Origin of the sequence: Nesterenkonia sp. E16_10, from assembly GCF_017347085.1 — a bacterium.
GTDB lineage: Bacteria > Actinomycetota > Actinomycetes > Actinomycetales > Micrococcaceae > Nesterenkonia.
On record NZ_JADPSA010000029.1, the window covers coordinates 415947 to 432122 of the forward strand.

The window sequence follows — 16176 nt, forward strand, 5'->3', positions numbered from 1 at the left end:
GCGTCCACCGCGCAGTGGATGTACCGAGGCTCTAGAGTATCAATGTGCGATGGATAGACCTTCACCCCAGTGCCAACGACTCCGAGACCTCAGCCGTCACGGAGCGGGTCTCCATCACCGACGCGGATGTTGTGCATGCCGCCGCCGCAGCGCACGGCTCCGCACTGTCGGCCGCCGAGCAGGCGCATCGAGCCGCGGCACGCAGCTGGTCGGGACCGACCCAGCACTCCGTGGCGGGCAGCCTCTACGCACACCACGCCTCGGCTCATCTGCAGCGCGCCGAGACCCTCGCGGAGGCCGCCTCCAGGGTCACCGCCGACCCTGCGCCGCAGGAGAAGCTCCCAGCGCGCGCGGAGACGCCGACGGCGCAGTGGATCCAGGCCCTCAGCGACGCCCGGCAGCTGCCGCCCGCCGAGGCGGGAATCTCCCGCCCGGTGCTGCAGCTGCGCATCGGCCTGCTCGCCGGGCCGCGCCTGCGCGCCGGCTTCCACGGCCTGGCGCAGCTGCCCGAGATCACCGCGGAGAACTGGCAGACCGAGCTGGAGCACCTCGATCTGCTGCTGATCGGCTCCGAGACCGAGGTCTCCCCGGATTTCCTCCTGGAGACCTTGATCCCGGCCGCGCGCGGCGCCGGGCTGCCTGTGGTGCTGGTGGTGACCTCCGGACCCGCGCTGGGCCCGTTCACGGCGCTGGCGGACAGCTGCACCCAGATCTTCGCCACAGACCCGGAGGCCGCGGCCCTGCTGCGCAGCCACGGCCCCGAGCACCTCGAGGTGGAGGTGATCGCGCACCCGGTGAGTCCGTTGCTGCACACGCCCCTCGGGACCCGCCCCGCACGGACCCCGCTGATCGCGCTGCTGGGAACCGAACAGCTCCACCCTGCCCCGCACCTGGAGGAGCCTCAATTCATCCCGCCGCTCTTCGACGGGGCGCTGGGCTCCGGGCGCCCGACGGCGCTGGTTCCGCCTCAGCTCACACCGGCCTTCAGTCCGAGCTTCACCCCAGGCTCCGCATCGGGTTCCGCACGGGCCGGGACGCCGGAGCCCCACCCGCATCACTTCTCGATCCCCACTGACTACGCGCCATGGACCCTGAGCCGCACCGAGGCGGCCCAGCTGGGAACCGCCGTCGAGGCGGCCCAGATGCAGCGAGCGATGGACGTGGGACTCGCGGTCAACGCCGTGATGGATTCCCAGGCCGTGTTCGATCCGCAGATCCTGCAGCTGCAGGCCAGCGGCACGATGGTGCTCTGCACCTATAACCAGGGAGTCAACTCCTACTATCCGCAGGTGCACATCGCGAACTCCGCGGAGGACGTCTCCAAGACCCTCGAGACGATGACGCTGGAAGAGCTGCGCCGGGCCCAGGGAGACGGGATCAGGAAGCTCTTCACCGATCACCACGGCACCGATGTGCTCAGCGGCATCGCGCGCGCGGCCGGGCTCGAGGTCGAGACGCCCCGCGACCGGGTCCTGGTGGTGGCCGATGAGCTCACCGAGGGCCTGCGAGTCGATATCGAGTCCCAGACCCACCCGGCGGCGGAGGTCACCACCTGGGCCGCGCTGGCCGCAAACGGCACCGGCGCCGGCCCCCGGGCGGAGTCCGCACTGCCCGACCCTGGAAGCTTCGAGGTCCTGGTCCCGCTGAGTGCCGCCCGGCGCTACAGCCCGGAGTACCTGGCGGATCATGTCGCGGCGTTCCGCTATCAGGGCGCCGCGGTGACCACGAAGCTCGAGGGCAGAGCCGAGACCACCGACGACGCCGCCCACCAGCGCCGCGCAGGGGTCACCGATCTGGGCCTCTCTGCCTGGTGGCGACCCTCCCCGGAGACCCTGAGCTCCCCCGAGTCGCTGCTGGCCACCCTCGAGACGGGCTCCGCCGGCTCGGACTCGACCGTGCCGGTCTACGCCATCGATCATCTCGGACACCGGCCCGCCGGCACCCGCCGCGAGATCGACCGCGCCCAGGGCTCCGATCTCGCCCAGGCCCGAGAGGAGTTCCGCCGCACCGCAGCGGAGCTGGGACTCGAGCTCGCCGTCGTCGTGCCGATCTACAACAACGGCGATCATCTGCGCCATAAGGCCTTCGCCTCGCTGCGTCGATCAGGGATCTTCGAGAAGATGCATATCCTGCTGATCAACGACGGCTCCACAGATGCCTCCACCGTGGACACCATCGAGGAGCTCGCGCATGCCTGGCCGAACGTCTCGGCCTTCCACCACTCCCTGGGCGGTTCCGGCTCCGCCTCCCGGCCGCGCAACACCGGGCTGGCGCTGAGCTGCACCGAGTTCGTCACCTACCTGGACCCGGACGACGAAGAGCTCGAGGACGGCTACTGGGAGCTGCTGGAGCGGCTGCGCGCGGAGCCGGAGGCCGACTACGCCCTGGGGACGATGGCCGTCTGGACCCGCAGATACGGCGTCCACGACTACCACCAGTGGTTCCAGCCCGGCGTCGAGCACCGCGATGGCCTGCACTGGCCGACTGCGGATGCGCTGGTGACGCTGAACTTCCGGCCGGCCTCGATCGAGGCCCTGGTCGCGCGCACCGCGTGGCTCCAGGGCCTGGGACTCGTGCAGCCGGTGGGTGCGGTCGGGCAGGACAGCTACTTCTTCCAGCAGATGTTCTTCCACACCCGGGCCTATGTTCCGGTGTACCGACCGGTGTATACCTACTATGGCGCGGTGGAGACTTCCATCGTCAATGTGATCTCACCGAACTACTTCCGCAAGTACCTGATCCTGGAGCAGGACCGGGCCGCCTGGCTGCGAGAGGTCGGCCTCTTCGAGGTCTACCTCGAGCAGCGCTTCGAGGCGTTCTTCGTCTCCTGGTACCTGCAGAAGTACAAGCGGGTGCTGCCGCAGGATCGCGACGAGGCGGCCGGGGTGCTCCGCGAGCTCATCGCCGCCTACGGGGAGGTGCGCTGGAGAGATCCCCGCGGACTGGAGTTCTTCCGCAGTCCCGAGGGACGACCTCGATGACACAGGCGAACACCCCGGGCTCCGAGGGCGGATCCGCGGACCACAACGCAGCAGCCGGCACCGGCCGCGGCAGAATCGATGCGAAGGACGATCAGGCGATGACCGACACCACTCAGACCAGCGGCCGAGCCACAGCACCGGCCGAGACCGATCTCGGTGGCGCGGCCGAGACCAGAGGCGCAGCAGAGGACAGCGGCACGGCCGATCTCAGCGAGAACACCCGCGAGGTCGTCGTGGAGCTGCTCCGACAGCACCAGGCCCTGCTCACGGAGCTGCGGTGGGCCTACGATCAGCTCGAACGCGTCCAGGAGGTCGATATCGCGGCGCTCAAGCAGCGAGTCTCCGAGCTGGAGCAGCGAAGCTCCTCGCGGAAATCGGCCAGGGCGGCGTCCGCGACGGCGACCTCGAAGCTGCGCAAGCGCGTGGAGTTCACCCTGCACCATCCCGACAAGGCCGTGCGGGTCGCGGGACGCAAGCTGGCCAGACCCTTTGAACAGGTGGCCCGCAGAGCAGGGTTCGAGCGGTGACCCACCACCTGGACCACTCCGGTCCACACCCGCGCCAGCACCGCCTGGACGCCGGCATCACCCGGATCACCCAGCTGCTGGCCAGCCCCGATCCGCTCCTCGCACTGACCTCGGAGGGTACCCTGGAGCTGCTGGGGACGGTGCCGGGCAGCCCGTTCTCCCGGGGTGTCAGCGACGCCTCCGACCTGCTCGAGCAGCTGGCCCCGGCGATGTCGGCCCTGCCGGATCCGGAGCCGGGCATCTCCCGGCCCGCACTGGAGCTGCGCGTGGCCGTCATCGATGACCCGCAGACCCACCAGGTGCTGCGCGGCGCAGCGCAGGTGATCGGTCTCCGCGCGACCGCGCTGGCCGCGGACCCTTCGGCACTCGATGATCTCGACCTGGTGGTGCTGACCCCGACCAGCGTCGGTGCCCGCCACAGCATCGCTCCGGAGGGAGCTCTCGAGTCCACCGAGGACCAGCTGCGCGCCTGGTCCGGGCTGCTGCTCACCGAGGTTCTCCCGGCCTGCCGCCGCCGGGGCATCCCTGTGGTGTTCTGGGATCGCACCACCCGCAGCACCACCTCCACGGGCCGCGAGCTGGCCAGCGCCTGCGATGCGGTGTTCGCCGTCTCCGCGGAAGCGGTGCAGCGGTACGCCGAGACGAACCGGACCGACGCAGCCGTCGTCCAGGTGCCGATGGTGGTCAACCCGCTGCAGAATTCACCGCTGGGCACCCGCAGCGCCTCCTCGGCGGTCATCGCGATGGCCGAAGCCCAGGTGGCCCAGAGCCCCCGTGATCTGCGGCTCATGGCGGAATGGATCCTCGACGGCATCGAGGCCCAGGGACTGCCCTCGGTGCTGCTGCGCCGGGGCGAGCCAGGCACGTTCCCCGCCGGATACGGTGCCGGATTCGCGGCGCGGCACTGGCCGCTGCTCCTCGACCACCGCGGACCTGAGACGGTGGCTGCTCTGGACCGGGTCACCGATATCGGCATCGTGCTCAATGAGGTGATCAGCTCACAGACGCTCTATGACCGCAGGAGCCTGGAACTGCAGGCCGCCGGCTCCATGGTGCTCAGCGCCTACAACCAGGGCGTGAACTCCTACCTGCCGCATGTCAGGATCCCGCAGTCTGCCATGGACGTCGCGGAGACGCTCGGGTCACTGACCCTCGGTGAGCTCAGACGCATCCAGGGCGACGGGATCCGGACCGCCTTCGGCCAGCACCACGTCTCCGATGTCCTGGCGAGCATCGGTGCGGCGGTGGGCCTGTGTGCGCCGCGCGCGGCGGAACGCGTGCTCGCGGTCAGCGAACCCGATGAACAGCGGGATCCGTCGTTGCGCCTGGAGCTGGCGTCCCAGACCCACGCCGCGGTCCCCCTGGTCTCCTGGGACCAGGTCTCCGCCCGGGCGGGCAGCTATGACATCCTCCTGCCGGTCTCTGCCCACAGGCACTACTCCCCCACCTACGTGGCAGACATGGTCGCCTCCTTCCGCTACCAGAGCGCCCGGGTGGTCTCGAAGCTGGACGGTGCTGCGGAGCAGTGCGATCACGCCGCTATGCGCCATCAGCCGCCCGACTCAGCTTCCGGGACCGCATCGGGAACCGACTCCGCATCCACCGCCTCACCGCGGCCTGGTGCCGGGGAGAGCGCTGGCCCCGGGGTGAGCGCTGGCCCCGGGACGAGGACGGCGGAGCCGCTGGCGCTGGACCTCACCGCCTGGTGGCTTCCCGCCCCAGAGGTGACTGCCAGCGCGGAGGCCCTGCGCGCGCAGGCCAGGGATGAGCGGATCTTCTTCTCGGATCGCCTCGGTCATCATCTCCGCGGCGGATCCTCCGGGCGTCGAGATCGCCCGAGTCTGCTGGCCGATGAGGACCTCGCCGCGAGCGCCGCGCGCGCCGCCGCCACTGTGAGGGCGCTGAACCTGGAGCTGAGCGTGATCGTGCCGGTCTACAACAACGGTGATCACCTGCGGCACAAGGCCTTCGCCTCGCTGCGCCGATCCTCGGTCTTCGAACGGATGCACGTGCTGCTGGTCAACGACGGGTCCACCGACCCGGTCACGGTGGACACCGTCGAGGAGCTGGCCCAGGAGTATCCGAACGTGACCGTCTACCACCATGGCGGGGGCGGTTCGGGATCGGCCTCCCGGCCGCGCAACACCGGCCTGGAGCTGACCCATACCGAGTTCGTGACCTATCTGGACCCTGACAACGAGGCGGTGGAGAACGGCTTCGCGCAGCTGCTCGCAGACATGGTCTCCCACCGCGACGTCGACTTCGTGCTCGGCGATATGACGCACTGGGCCAGCCGGTTCGGTCGACTGCGCTACAGCGACCTGCTCCGCGAGACACTCTCGGAACACCAGGACGGGTCCGGGACCATCAGCGTCCCGCAGGACGCCTTGGAGCGGCTGCATTTCCGACCCATGGGCATCCAGACGATCGTCGCGCGCGCCGACTGGCTCAAGGGCTGCGGACTCCTCCAACCCCTGGGCGCGGTGGGGCAGGACAGCTACTTCTTCCAGCAGATGCTCTACTACGCCCGCCGGATCCGGGTGCAGGACATCGCGGTCCATACCTACTACTCCGCGGTCAGTGACTCCACGGTGAACACGATCAACCCCGGTTACTTCGAGAAGTACCGGCCACTCGATGCCGCGCGCGCCGACTGGCTGCGTGAGGTGGGCAAGCTGGAGGCCTATCGAGACCTTCGGCTGGAGCCCTTCCTGGTGAGCTGGATGCTCCCGAAGCTGCGCCGGCTCGAGGCGGAGCCGGAGAACTGGCTCTTCGCCGCCGAGACCCTGGCGGACCTGCTCGGGTACTACGGCGAGCACGAGTGGAGCACCCCCGAGGCGGTCGAGTTCTTCGAGCACCTGCGGCGAGCACGAGGACGCGAAAGCCACTGATCGGGTCGGCACCGCCGAAGCGCCGCAGTCCCCTCGCCTAGCCCCGCAGGGCCGGCTCGATCCGTTCGGCCAGCTCGTCAGTGGCCGAACGGACGAAGTTCTGCGAGACGTGGCTGTTGTCGTTATAGGTGATCGCCCCGCCCAGCACCGCATAGCAGGTGTCCTCCTCCTGGGAGCACAGCAGATCCTCGGTGGAGACGAAGTGGTAGTTCTCCGCCTCGGTGAAGATCTCCGCGGACCGGGTCAGCCAGCGCTCGCTCACCCGGGTGTCCTGGAGGTCGTCGTGGCAGGCAGCAAGATCCTCCTCGTTCAGCGCCACACACTCGGGCAGCGTCTCGGTCGCATTGCGCTCGAGGTTGAGCCGAGGGACCTCGCCCAGCACGACCACCTCCTTCTCGGCCTCGAGCCAGACCTGGATCGGGGTGATCACGCTGCGCCCCTGGTCGGTCAGCTCCACCTCGGAGGCGGGCAGATCGACCTCGACGTCGGGGCCCTCGAAGCCGCCCATCATCTGGCTGGCCGCGATCACGATGGTCTCCACCTCTTCATCCGCGGCGAGCCGGTCCAGGATCTCCAGGTTGGCCTCCCCGCAGGGGTCCGGCGCCTCGACGAAGGTCGCGGCGCGCGGGGTGCAGCTGGAACGGGTCAGCACGAGCAGGCGCTTGCCCGCCTCCTGGGCGATCTCATCCAGCGCAGGAAGCCACATCGTGGCGTGGGAATCACCGAAGACCGCGACCACACCCTCGGCCTCGGACTCCTCGGCCCCGAGCCAACACTCAGGGACCCCGTCGTCGTCGGCCTCGGCCTGGCATCCGGGGTAGACCGGTTCCTGAGGCTGCTCGGCGACCTCGGCGGCAGCGGGGGCCAGCCCCAGGGAGCCCTCGAAGGGAGCACCGCACTGATCCGGATTCGCCAGCGCCCGGTAGCCGTAGCAGGGGTGGTCCTCGCTGAGATCCGACGCCGTGAACTCCCGCTCCACTCGCTCCACCGAGTAGTGGGCGATCCCTACCACCAGCGCCATACCGAGCCCGGCCGCGACCATGGTCCGCCAGGTCGGCAGCAACAGCTTCGCGCGGCGCAGCGGGGCCTCGTAGTACCGAGTGCTCAGCGCGGAGAGCAGCACGACGCCGAGGATCAGGGCCAGCTTGAGCTCCCACTGATCCGCGGTCTCCACCAGGTAGGGCGCGAAGATCACCACCGGCCAGTGCCAGAGGTAGATGGCGTAGGACCAGTCCCCGATCGCGGTGAACGGACGCAGCGAGAGCCACCAGTGGATCCCGGTCCCGGGTGCCTTGCCGCCGCAGGCCAGCAGCAAGGTCGCCCCGAGCGTCGGGATCAGGGCGGTCCAGCCCGGGAACGGCGTCAGCTCGCTATAGACCCAGGCCGAGCCGAGGATCATGATCAGCCCGACCCAGCCGAGCAGGTTCGCCCGCCGTCCGGTGAACTGGCTGGCACCCAGGACCAGGGCGAGCAGCGCGCCCAGCGCGAACTCCCAGATCCGGGTCGGGGTGACGAAATACGCCTGAGCGGCGGCATTGGCGGTGTAGTAGATCGAAAAGGCCAGGGAGCCCGCGCCGAGCAGCCCGATCACCCAGAGGAAGATCGCGCGGGTGTGCTCGCGCGGGACGCCGGCGCCCTCTGCGGGCCGCCGGACACGCCGGGTGAGGACCGCGAGGCCCAGCACGACGGCGAGCAGCACCGGCCACAGCACGTAGAACTGCTCCTCCACCGACAGCGACCAGAAGTGTTGGACCGCGGTGGCCCGCTCGTCGGCCTTGGAATAATCGATGGCGTCATCGGCCAGGACCCAGTTCTGCACGTAGAGCACCGAGGCCGTGATCTGACGGCGGGTGCTCTGCCATTCGGTGCTGGGCAGGATCATCACGGCGGCCACCGCGGTGACCCCCAGCACCAGCAGACTCAGCGGCAGCAGTCGCCGGATCCTGCGCGCCCAGAACTGGCCCAGCCGGATCCGACCGGTCCTCGCCGCCTCCCTGAACAGGTGCGCGGTGATCAGGTACCCGGAGATCACGAAGAAGACGTCCACGCCCACGTAGCCGCCGGTCAGGTGCTCCGGCCAGAAGTGGTATCCCACGACCAGCAGCACGGCCAGTGCACGCAGACCTTGGATCTCAGGCTGATGGCGCTCGCTGCGTGAGGACCGGCCAAGGGGCTGAGGCACGGTCGATGCGGCACTCGGCGGGGCCGGTGCGGACTCAGCGCGTGTGGTCATGGGCAGTTCGTGGTTTCCTTCGACGTGGGAATGCAACCGGTCCAAGATATCGCCGTTCTCCTGCGATCCCCGCCTCCACGCCGGACCGTGAACTGCGGTCCTCCGCAGGGTGGTGACCTCGGGAACCGGCTGGGATAGACTCGCCTGCTGTCACCCCTCGTGCTGCCAGTCTCACCGTGTCATCAGAGAAAGTGATCCACTTTGCCAAGGAACATCTCCAGCGTCGGTGTCATCGGACTCGGCTACATCGGTCTGCCCACCGCCGCGATTCTCGCGGACCACGGCGTCACCACGATCGGCATGGATGTCTCTGAGCGCAACGTCGCCGCGGTGAACAAGGGCGAGCTCCCCTTCGTGGAGCCGGGCCTGCGTGAGGTCCTTGAGCGCGCTGTCAGCCGCGGCACGCTGACCGCCACGACTCAGACGCCCGAGACCGATGCCTATATCGTGGCGGTGCCCACCCCCTTCACCGAGACCCACTCGGCGGACCTCTCGTATATCGAGGCGGCGGCGGACGGCATCGCGGCGAAGCTGACCGGCGGAGAACTGATCATCCTGGAATCGACCTCACCTCCGGGCGCGACCGAACACCTGGCGCATCGGATCCTCGCCGCCCGCCCCGATCTCGAAGCCGCGGACATCCTGGTGGCGCACTGCCCCGAGCGCGTGCTGCCCGGAAAGATCATGGAAGAGATGATCACCAACGACCGCATCATCGGCGGGCTCACGCCCGAGGCCGCCGAAGCCGCCCGAGATCTGTACTCCGCGTTCTGCAAGGGCGAGTTCCTGCTCACCGATGCCCGCACCGCCGAGATGGCCAAGCTCACCGAGAACAGCTTCCGGGACGTCAACATCGCCTTCGCCAACGAGCTCTCGGTCATCAGCCACAAGCTCGGGATCGATGTCTGGGAGCTCATCGAGCTCGCCAACCACCATCCGCGGGTCAACATTCTGCAGCCCGGGCCCGGTGTAGGCGGGCACTGCATCGCGGTGGACCCGTGGTTCATCGTCGATGCCGCGCCGGAAGAGGCAAACCTGATCCGGACCGCGCGGCAGACCAACGACGCGAAGCCCGAGTGGGTCCTGGGTCGGATCGAGCAGGCTCTGGAGACCGCCGGCACCTCACCCACCGTCGCGCTGCTGGGTCTGGCCTTCAAGGCCAACATCGATGATCTGCGCGAATCCCCGTCGCTGCACATCGCGGAGCAGCTCGCCCGTCGCGCCCCGGCAGCGCAGCTGCTCGCCGTGGAACCTCACATCCAGGCGCTGCCCGAGTCACTGGCGCAGCCCGGCAACGTCAGGCTCAGCGCCCTGCATGATGCCCTGGAGAGCGCTGACGTGGTGGTGCTGCTGGTGGACCACCAGGTGTTCAAGGACCTCGACGCGGCACGCCTGGGCGACGCCACGGTGATCGACACCCGCGGCATCTGGCGCTGAGGCACACCCTGCCGGACTGCCGGGCGGCGCCTCAGCGACCGTGCTTCAGGGCGACGCGTCAGCCGGACTAGGAGCTCCGGGTCAGCGCAGACTCCATCCGGTCCGTGAGCTCCGGGACCGTGGTCCGTACGAAGTCCTGGGCGAGATGGCTGTTGTCCGAGTACGTGATGGCACCGCCGAGCACCGCATAGCAGGTGTCCTCGCGGCAGACGAGGTCCTCCGTGGGCACGAAGTGGTAGTTCTCTGCGTCCTCGAAGACCTCCGCGGATCGGGTCAACCAACGGTCCCCCACCCGAGTGTCCTCCTGCGTCTCGTTGCACGCGGAAAGGTCATTCTCGTTCAGGGCCACACACTCAGGAAGCGTCTGCTCAGATTCCTCTTCGTTGCTCAGTCGTGGGGCTTCACCGAAGACCACCACCTCTTTATCGGCCTCAAGCCAAGTCATGATCGGCTCGTACATGGCCAGCGCGGAATCGTCGAGGTCATACTCCTCTTCGTCCAGGCCCAGGTCTCGGCTCGGTCCCCCGAATTCGCCGTGCCGCTGACTGGCTGCCAGGACCACGGTCTCGATGCTCTCGTCCTCCGAGACCTGATCGATGATCTCCGTGTTGGTCTTGAGGCATTCGCTGGAGTCTTCGCCGACCTCGCCGCCGCGGGGCGTGCAGGCGGAACGGGTCATGACCAGGAGTCGCTTGTCCTGCTCCTGGGCGATCTCATCGAGCGCCGGAAGCCACATCGTGGCGTGGGAGTCGCCGAAGACGGCGATCGTGCCCTCCGCCTCGGACTCTTCAGCTCCGAGCCAGCACTCCTGCACGCCAGGCGTGTCCTCGTCAGCCTGACAGCCGGGGAAGGCCTCTTCCTGATATTGCTCCGCCACGACCGCCGGGGAGGGCCACAGACCGAGCTCACCCTCGAAGGGATCGCCGCATTCCTCGGGGTTCGCCAGCGCCCGGTAGCCATAGCAGGGGTGGTCTTCGGTGAGTGTCGCGTCCGCAGAGCTGGTCTGCATGGTCGAGACCGCCACGATCCCTGAGACGATCACCAGCACCATGCCGGTGCCGGCCGCGGCCATGGTCCGCCAGGTGGGAAGCAGGATCTTGGCGCGTCGGATCGGGGTCTCGAAGAATCGGGTGCTCAGCGCGGAGAGCCCGATGATGCCCAGGATCAGCAGGACCTTGATGTACCAGAACCGGGCGGCCTCACTGATATAGGGCGAGAAGATCACCACGGGCCAGTGCCAGAGGTAGATCGCATAGGACCAGTCCCCGATGGCGGTGGCGGGGCGAAGCGAGAGCCACCAGTGCACTCCGGTGCCTGGCTCGCGGCCGCCGCAGACCAGCACCAGGACGGTGCCCAGGGTCGGGACCAGCGCGGTCCAGCCGGGGAACGGGGTGGCATCGGTGTAGAAGACGGCGGCGCCGGCGATCATGAGGAAGCCCACCCAGCCGAGCAGGTTGCCCAGCCGGCCGTTGAACTGGCGGGACCCCAGCACCAGGGCCGCGATCGCACCCAGGGTGAATTCCCAGATCCGGGTCGGGGTGACGAAGTAGGCCTGTGCCGGCGCAACGGCGGTGTAGTAGATGGAGAACGCCAACGAGAAGGCACCCAGCAGCCCGACCACCCAGAGGAACGCGGCCCGGATCTGAGCCCGCTCCAACCCTGGGGCCCCCGATCGGCGCTGCCGCAGCGCCAAGAACATCAGCGTGAGCGCCAGCAGCACCGGCCATAGGACGTAGAACTGTTCCTCCACCGAGAGCGTCCAGAAGTGCTGGACCGCGGTGGCCCGTTCGTCGGCCTTGGAATATTCCACCGCGTCGGCGGCAAGGATCCAGTTCTGCACGTAGAGCGTGGACGCGATGATCTGGCGCAGCGTGGCCTGCCAGGCGGTGCTGGGCAGGATCAGCACGGCCGAGATCGCGGTCAGCAGCAGCACCAGCAGGCTCAGCGGCAGCAGCCGGCGGATCCTGCGCGCCCAGAACTGGCCCAGCCGGACGCCCCCGGTCTTCACCGCCTCCTTGAACAGATGCGCGGTGATCAGGTAGCCGGAGATCACGAAGAACACATCCACGCCCACATAGCCGCCGGTGAGCCGGTCCGGCCAGAAGTGGTAGAGCAGCACGACCAGCACCGCCAGCGCCCGCAGCCCCTGGATCTCAGGCTGGAAGCGCGGCGCCGCCCCACCGGCGGCCGGCAGCGGCCGCCCGGACGGGGTAGCCGCCGCCGAAGAGATCGAAGTCATGCTCACGTGGGTCTCTCATCTTCTCGTCGTCGACGCCGGGGCGTCGGTGGGTCAGATCTGGGGTGCGGCAGTCGGCGTTCCAGGATGGATGCCGAGGGCTCCGTTGCCGCACGATACTCCAAGGTGCTGAAGGTTCACCGGAGGTGGTGCTCCAAGTGGGTCCTGGCCGCCCACGGCGCAGGTCTGTGACAGACTGAACGGGTGGATTTTGACGTACTGATTCTGTTCATCGTTCTTGCTGTGATCCTGCTCAGCACCCTGGGGTTCTTCCTGGTGCAGGGCGGAAAGCTGCTGCCCAAGGCCAAGCGTGAGCAATACCTGACCCAGCGGGACCCCGACGATCTGCCCTCCGGGGGCGTCGACACTCTCCCGGCGCCCACCGAGGACCGCCCGGAGACCGCCGAGCCGACCCTCGGGGACGGCGTGGACGTTCTCGAGGAGCCGACGGTCCTTGAACCGACCGTCGAGACCCCGGAACCTGTGGCGGGGCGTCTGGCGCGGCTTCGCGCCCGGCTGGTCAAGTCCAACAACATCTTCGGCAAGTCGCTGCTTGCGCTGCTCTCACGGGACGAGATCGACGAAGACGTCTGGGAGGAGATCGAAGAGGTCCTGCTGATGGCGGACCTCGGCACCGATCCCACCATGGAGCTCGTGGATCGGCTCCGCGAGCGGGTCAAGGTCGAGGGCACCAGAGATCCCGCCGTGGTCAAGGCGATGCTCACCGAAGAGCTCACCGCCCTGGTGGACCCGACCCTGGATCGTCGACTGACCGTCACGGCCGAGGGCCGCCCCGCCGTCATCATGGTCGTCGGCGTCAACGGCGTCGGCAAGACCACCACGGTCGGCAAGCTGGCCCGGATGCTGGTCGCCGAGGACAAGGACGTCCTGCTCGGTGCGGCCGACACCTTCCGCGCCGCCGCCGCCGAGCAGCTGAGCACCTGGGGTCACCGCGTGGGGGTGCCCACGGTGAAGTCCGACGTCGAGGGCGCTGACCCGGCCTCTGTGGCCTATGAGGCCGTGGACAAGGGCATCGAGCTCGAAGCCGACGTCGTCATGATCGACACCGCGGGCCGGCTGCAGAACAAGTCCAACCTGATGGACGAACTCGGCAAGGTCAAGCGCGTGGTGGAGAAGAAGTCCGCCGTGGACGAGGTCCTGCTGGTCCTCGACGCGACCACCGGTCAGAACGGCCTGAACCAGGCCAAGGTCTTCTCCGAGGTCGTCAACGTCACCGGCATCGTGCTGACCAAGCTCGACGGCACGGCTCGCGGCGGCATCGTGGTCGCGATCCAGCGCCAGCTGGGCGTCCCGGTGAAGCTGATCGGGCTCGGCGAGGGACCCGATGACCTCGCGCCCTTCGACGCCGCCGAGTTCGTCGCCGCGCTGCTCGAAGACCACTGAGCCTGAACGACCGCTGAATCTGAGCGGCCACTGACTGCGGGCCGCCACAGCTCTGAACGGCCCTGATCCTGAACGGCCCCTGACTGTGGGCCGCCACAGCCTCATTCCTCCCCGGGCAGGCAGCCCGGCGGCCTAGGTGAGGAAGCCGCGCAGCAGCGACGCAGTGCCCTCCAGGTGATCGATCATCAGCGACTTCGCCCGCGCACCCTCCCCGTGCAGGATCGCGGTGGTGATCTCCATGTGCTGGGCGTTGGAATGCTCCAGGTTCGCCGGCAGCAGCGGAATCTCATCCAGCAGCGCGCTGACCCGGGCCCGGGTGTCGGTCACCGCGGTGATCAGCGACGGGGACCCACTCAGCTCCGCGATCGCGATATGGAACCGCGCATCCCGGGCCCGATAACTCGACCGATCCGCGCCTTCCAGGTCTGAGAGGCAGCCCTGCAGGTGCTCCCGGGCCGAGGCGGAGAGGTCTGCCTGGGCGGCCAGCTCCGCGGCGGCGGGCTCGAGCACCGCGCGGAAGACCAGCACGTCGCGCCGCTGGAGCGGATCCATACGCTGCACCCCCTGGGGGGCGGCGTTCGGAGCTTCCAGGATGTAGGTCCCGCCATAACGTCCTCGCCGGATCTCGAGGAACCCCGCCTTCTGCAGCTCGGCCAGGGCCTCGCGCAGGGTCGCACGCGAGACCCCCAGGTGCTCCGCCAGGTCCCGCTCCGGGGGCAGCTTCTGCCCCGGCGGGAAGAGCCCGACCCGGATCGCCTGCAGCAGATGCTCGATCGTCTCCTCGAAGGTGTTGCCCGAGCGCACCGGACGCAGCACCGCATAGGGGTCCCCGAACTCTGCCGCCGTCATCTGATCCTCCGCTCTGGCTCTGGCCACAGCCTACGTGTTCCCAACGCGTGCCGAACGGGAGTCCGCCTATTGACGCCTCAGATCAGAGCTGGCAGGCTTCCGCACAACACCATGGACTGAAATCAGTCCTTTGACGGTGTTCCCATCGGTTCGATTCCACAAGAGGTGGACAGCCATGCCGCATCACAAGACCGGCCCATTCGTCGCTGATTCCAGCTATATGGCCCACCGCCGGCTCAAGACCGGCGCTGCGGGGTGGATCCTGCTCGCAGGACTCGGGGTCTCCTACGTCATCTCCGGGGACTTCGCAGGGTGGAACCTCGGTCTGGCAGAGGGCGGCTGGGGCGGCCTGCTGATCGCCTTCGTGCTCATGGGCGTGATGTACACCTGCATGGTCTTCGGACTCGCCGAGATGTCGTCCTCGCTGCCCACCGCCGGAGCCGGCTACGGCTTCGCTCGGCGAGCCCTGGGTCCGCTGGGAGGCTACGCGACCGGCGTCGCGGTGCTCATCGAATACGCGGTCGCGCCGGCGGCCATCGCCACATTCATCGGCGGCTACATCGAGGCGCTGGGGCTGTTCGGCATGACCAACTCCTGGCCGGTCTACCTGGCGGCCTACGTGATCTTCGTGGGCATCCATCTCTACGGCGTGGGTGAGGCGCTGCGGCTGATGTTCGGCATCACCGCGGTCGCCGTGCTCGCCCTGGTGGTCACGGTCATCGCGCTGGTCCCGCACTTCGACGCCGCGAACCTCTTCGACATCGTCCCGAACGACGCCGTGGGCGCCAGCGCCTTCCTGCCGATGGGCTATGCCGGGGCGATGGCCGCGCTGGTCTACGGCATCTGGTTCTTCCTGGCGATCGAGGGCGTCCCGCTGGCCGCCGAGGAGACCACCGATCCCCAACGCGACATGCCGCGCGGCATCATCGTGGCGATGCTCATCCTGCTGGTCACCGGAGCCCTGATGCTGGTCCTGGTCCCCGGCGCCGCGGGCTCCGAGTCGATGAGCACCTCCGACAACCCGCTCCCCGAAGCGATCCGCGCCGTCGCCGGCCCCGACAGCGTGATGGCCAGCATCGTCAACTACGCCGGGCTCGCGGGCCTGATCGCCAGCTTCTTCTCGATCATCTACGCCTATTCACGGCAGCTCTTCGCACTCTCCCGCGCGGGCTACCTGCCGCGCTGGCTCTCGCTGACCGGGCGCCGCAGGACCCCCTGGGTGGCCCTGATCGTGCCCGGCACCATCGGCTTCGTGCTCGCGGCGGCGACCCGGGACGGGGGCCTGCTGATCAACATCGCGGTGTTCGGCGCCACGGTGTCCTATGTGCTGCTCAACCTCTCCCACATCGTGCTGCGACTGCGTGAACCCGACCTTCCGCGGGCCTACCGCACTCCCGGCGGAGTGGTCACCACCGGCATCGCACTCGTGCTGGCGGTGGTGGCGGTGATCGCGACCTTCCTGGTCGATGTGTTCGCCGCCTCGATCACCGCCGCGGTGTTCCTGGCCTTCCTCGGCTACTTCTGGTTCTTCAGCCGCCACCGTGTGGTCGCCAACGCGCCAGAGGAGGAGTTCGCCCGGGTCAAGGACGCAGACTCCACGCTGAACTGAACCGAGCCT

The 16176-nt window shown here is 68.5% G+C and carries 9 protein-coding genes; 6 read left to right on the forward strand and 3 right to left on the reverse strand.

Annotated elements, in window-relative coordinates:
* Positions 1–44 precede the first annotated feature (44 nt).
* The 3 genes from I2487_RS15745 to I2487_RS15750 are packed head-to-tail and all read left to right on the forward strand — an operon-like array spanning position 45 to position 6399.
* Positions 45–2981, forward strand: a complete 2937-nt coding sequence (locus I2487_RS15745) for a glycosyltransferase (RefSeq protein ID WP_207171597.1) — start codon at positions 45–47, stop codon at positions 2979–2981.
* Positions 2978–3508 carry a hypothetical protein gene (locus I2487_RS10580; protein WP_207171595.1) on the forward strand — a complete coding sequence of 177 codons (531 nt, stop codon included), beginning with the start codon at positions 2978–2980 and terminating at the stop codon, positions 3506–3508. Before I2487_RS15745 ends, I2487_RS10580 begins: the two co-directional genes overlap by 4 nt.
* Positions 3505–6399 carry a glycosyltransferase gene (locus I2487_RS15750; RefSeq protein ID WP_207171593.1) on the forward strand — a complete coding sequence of 965 codons (2895 nt, stop codon included), beginning with the start codon at positions 3505–3507 and terminating at the stop codon, positions 6397–6399. The genes I2487_RS10580 and I2487_RS15750 overlap by 4 nt, the downstream gene beginning before the upstream one ends.
* Before the next feature lie 37 nt (positions 6400–6436).
* On the opposite strand, the gene I2487_RS10590 is transcribed toward I2487_RS15750, so the two are convergent.
* Positions 6437–8632, reverse strand: coding sequence for an acyltransferase family protein (locus I2487_RS10590; RefSeq protein WP_207171591.1), 2196 nt, complete (start codon positions 8630–8632; stop codon positions 6437–6439).
* Positions 8633–8833: 201 nt separating this feature from the next.
* Here I2487_RS10590 and wecC point away from each other — a divergent pair, with 201 nt between their 5' ends.
* Positions 8834–10069, forward strand: coding sequence for a UDP-N-acetyl-D-mannosamine dehydrogenase (gene wecC / locus I2487_RS10595; RefSeq protein WP_207171589.1), 1236 nt, complete (start codon positions 8834–8836; stop codon positions 10067–10069).
* A gap of 67 nt (positions 10070–10136) precedes the next feature.
* Here wecC and I2487_RS10600 read toward each other — a convergent pair whose 3' ends face one another.
* On the reverse strand, positions 10137–12308 hold the full coding sequence (locus I2487_RS10600; protein ID WP_207171587.1) for an acyltransferase family protein: 2172 nt from the start codon (positions 12306–12308) through the stop codon (positions 10137–10139).
* 201 nt (positions 12309–12509) lie between these two features.
* On the opposite strand from I2487_RS10600, the gene ftsY reads away from it, so the two are divergent.
* Positions 12510–13709 (forward strand): signal recognition particle-docking protein FtsY, encoded by a 1200-nt coding sequence (ftsY, locus tag I2487_RS10605; RefSeq protein WP_207171585.1) that lies wholly within the window; start codon positions 12510–12512, stop codon positions 13707–13709.
* Between the two features lie 132 nt (positions 13710–13841).
* Here the strand turns inward: ftsY and I2487_RS10610 are convergent, their stop codons facing one another.
* The gene (locus tag I2487_RS10610) at positions 13842–14558 is read right to left on the reverse strand and encodes a FadR/GntR family transcriptional regulator (RefSeq protein ID WP_207171583.1); all 717 of its coding nucleotides are present in this window, start codon (positions 14556–14558) and stop codon (positions 13842–13844) included.
* Between the two features lie 175 nt (positions 14559–14733).
* On the opposite strand from I2487_RS10610, the gene eat reads away from it, so the two are divergent.
* The gene (eat, locus tag I2487_RS10615; RefSeq protein ID WP_207171581.1) at positions 14734–16167 is read left to right on the forward strand and encodes an ethanolamine permease; all 1434 of its coding nucleotides are present in this window, start codon (positions 14734–14736) and stop codon (positions 16165–16167) included.
* Positions 16168–16176 lie beyond the last annotated feature (9 nt).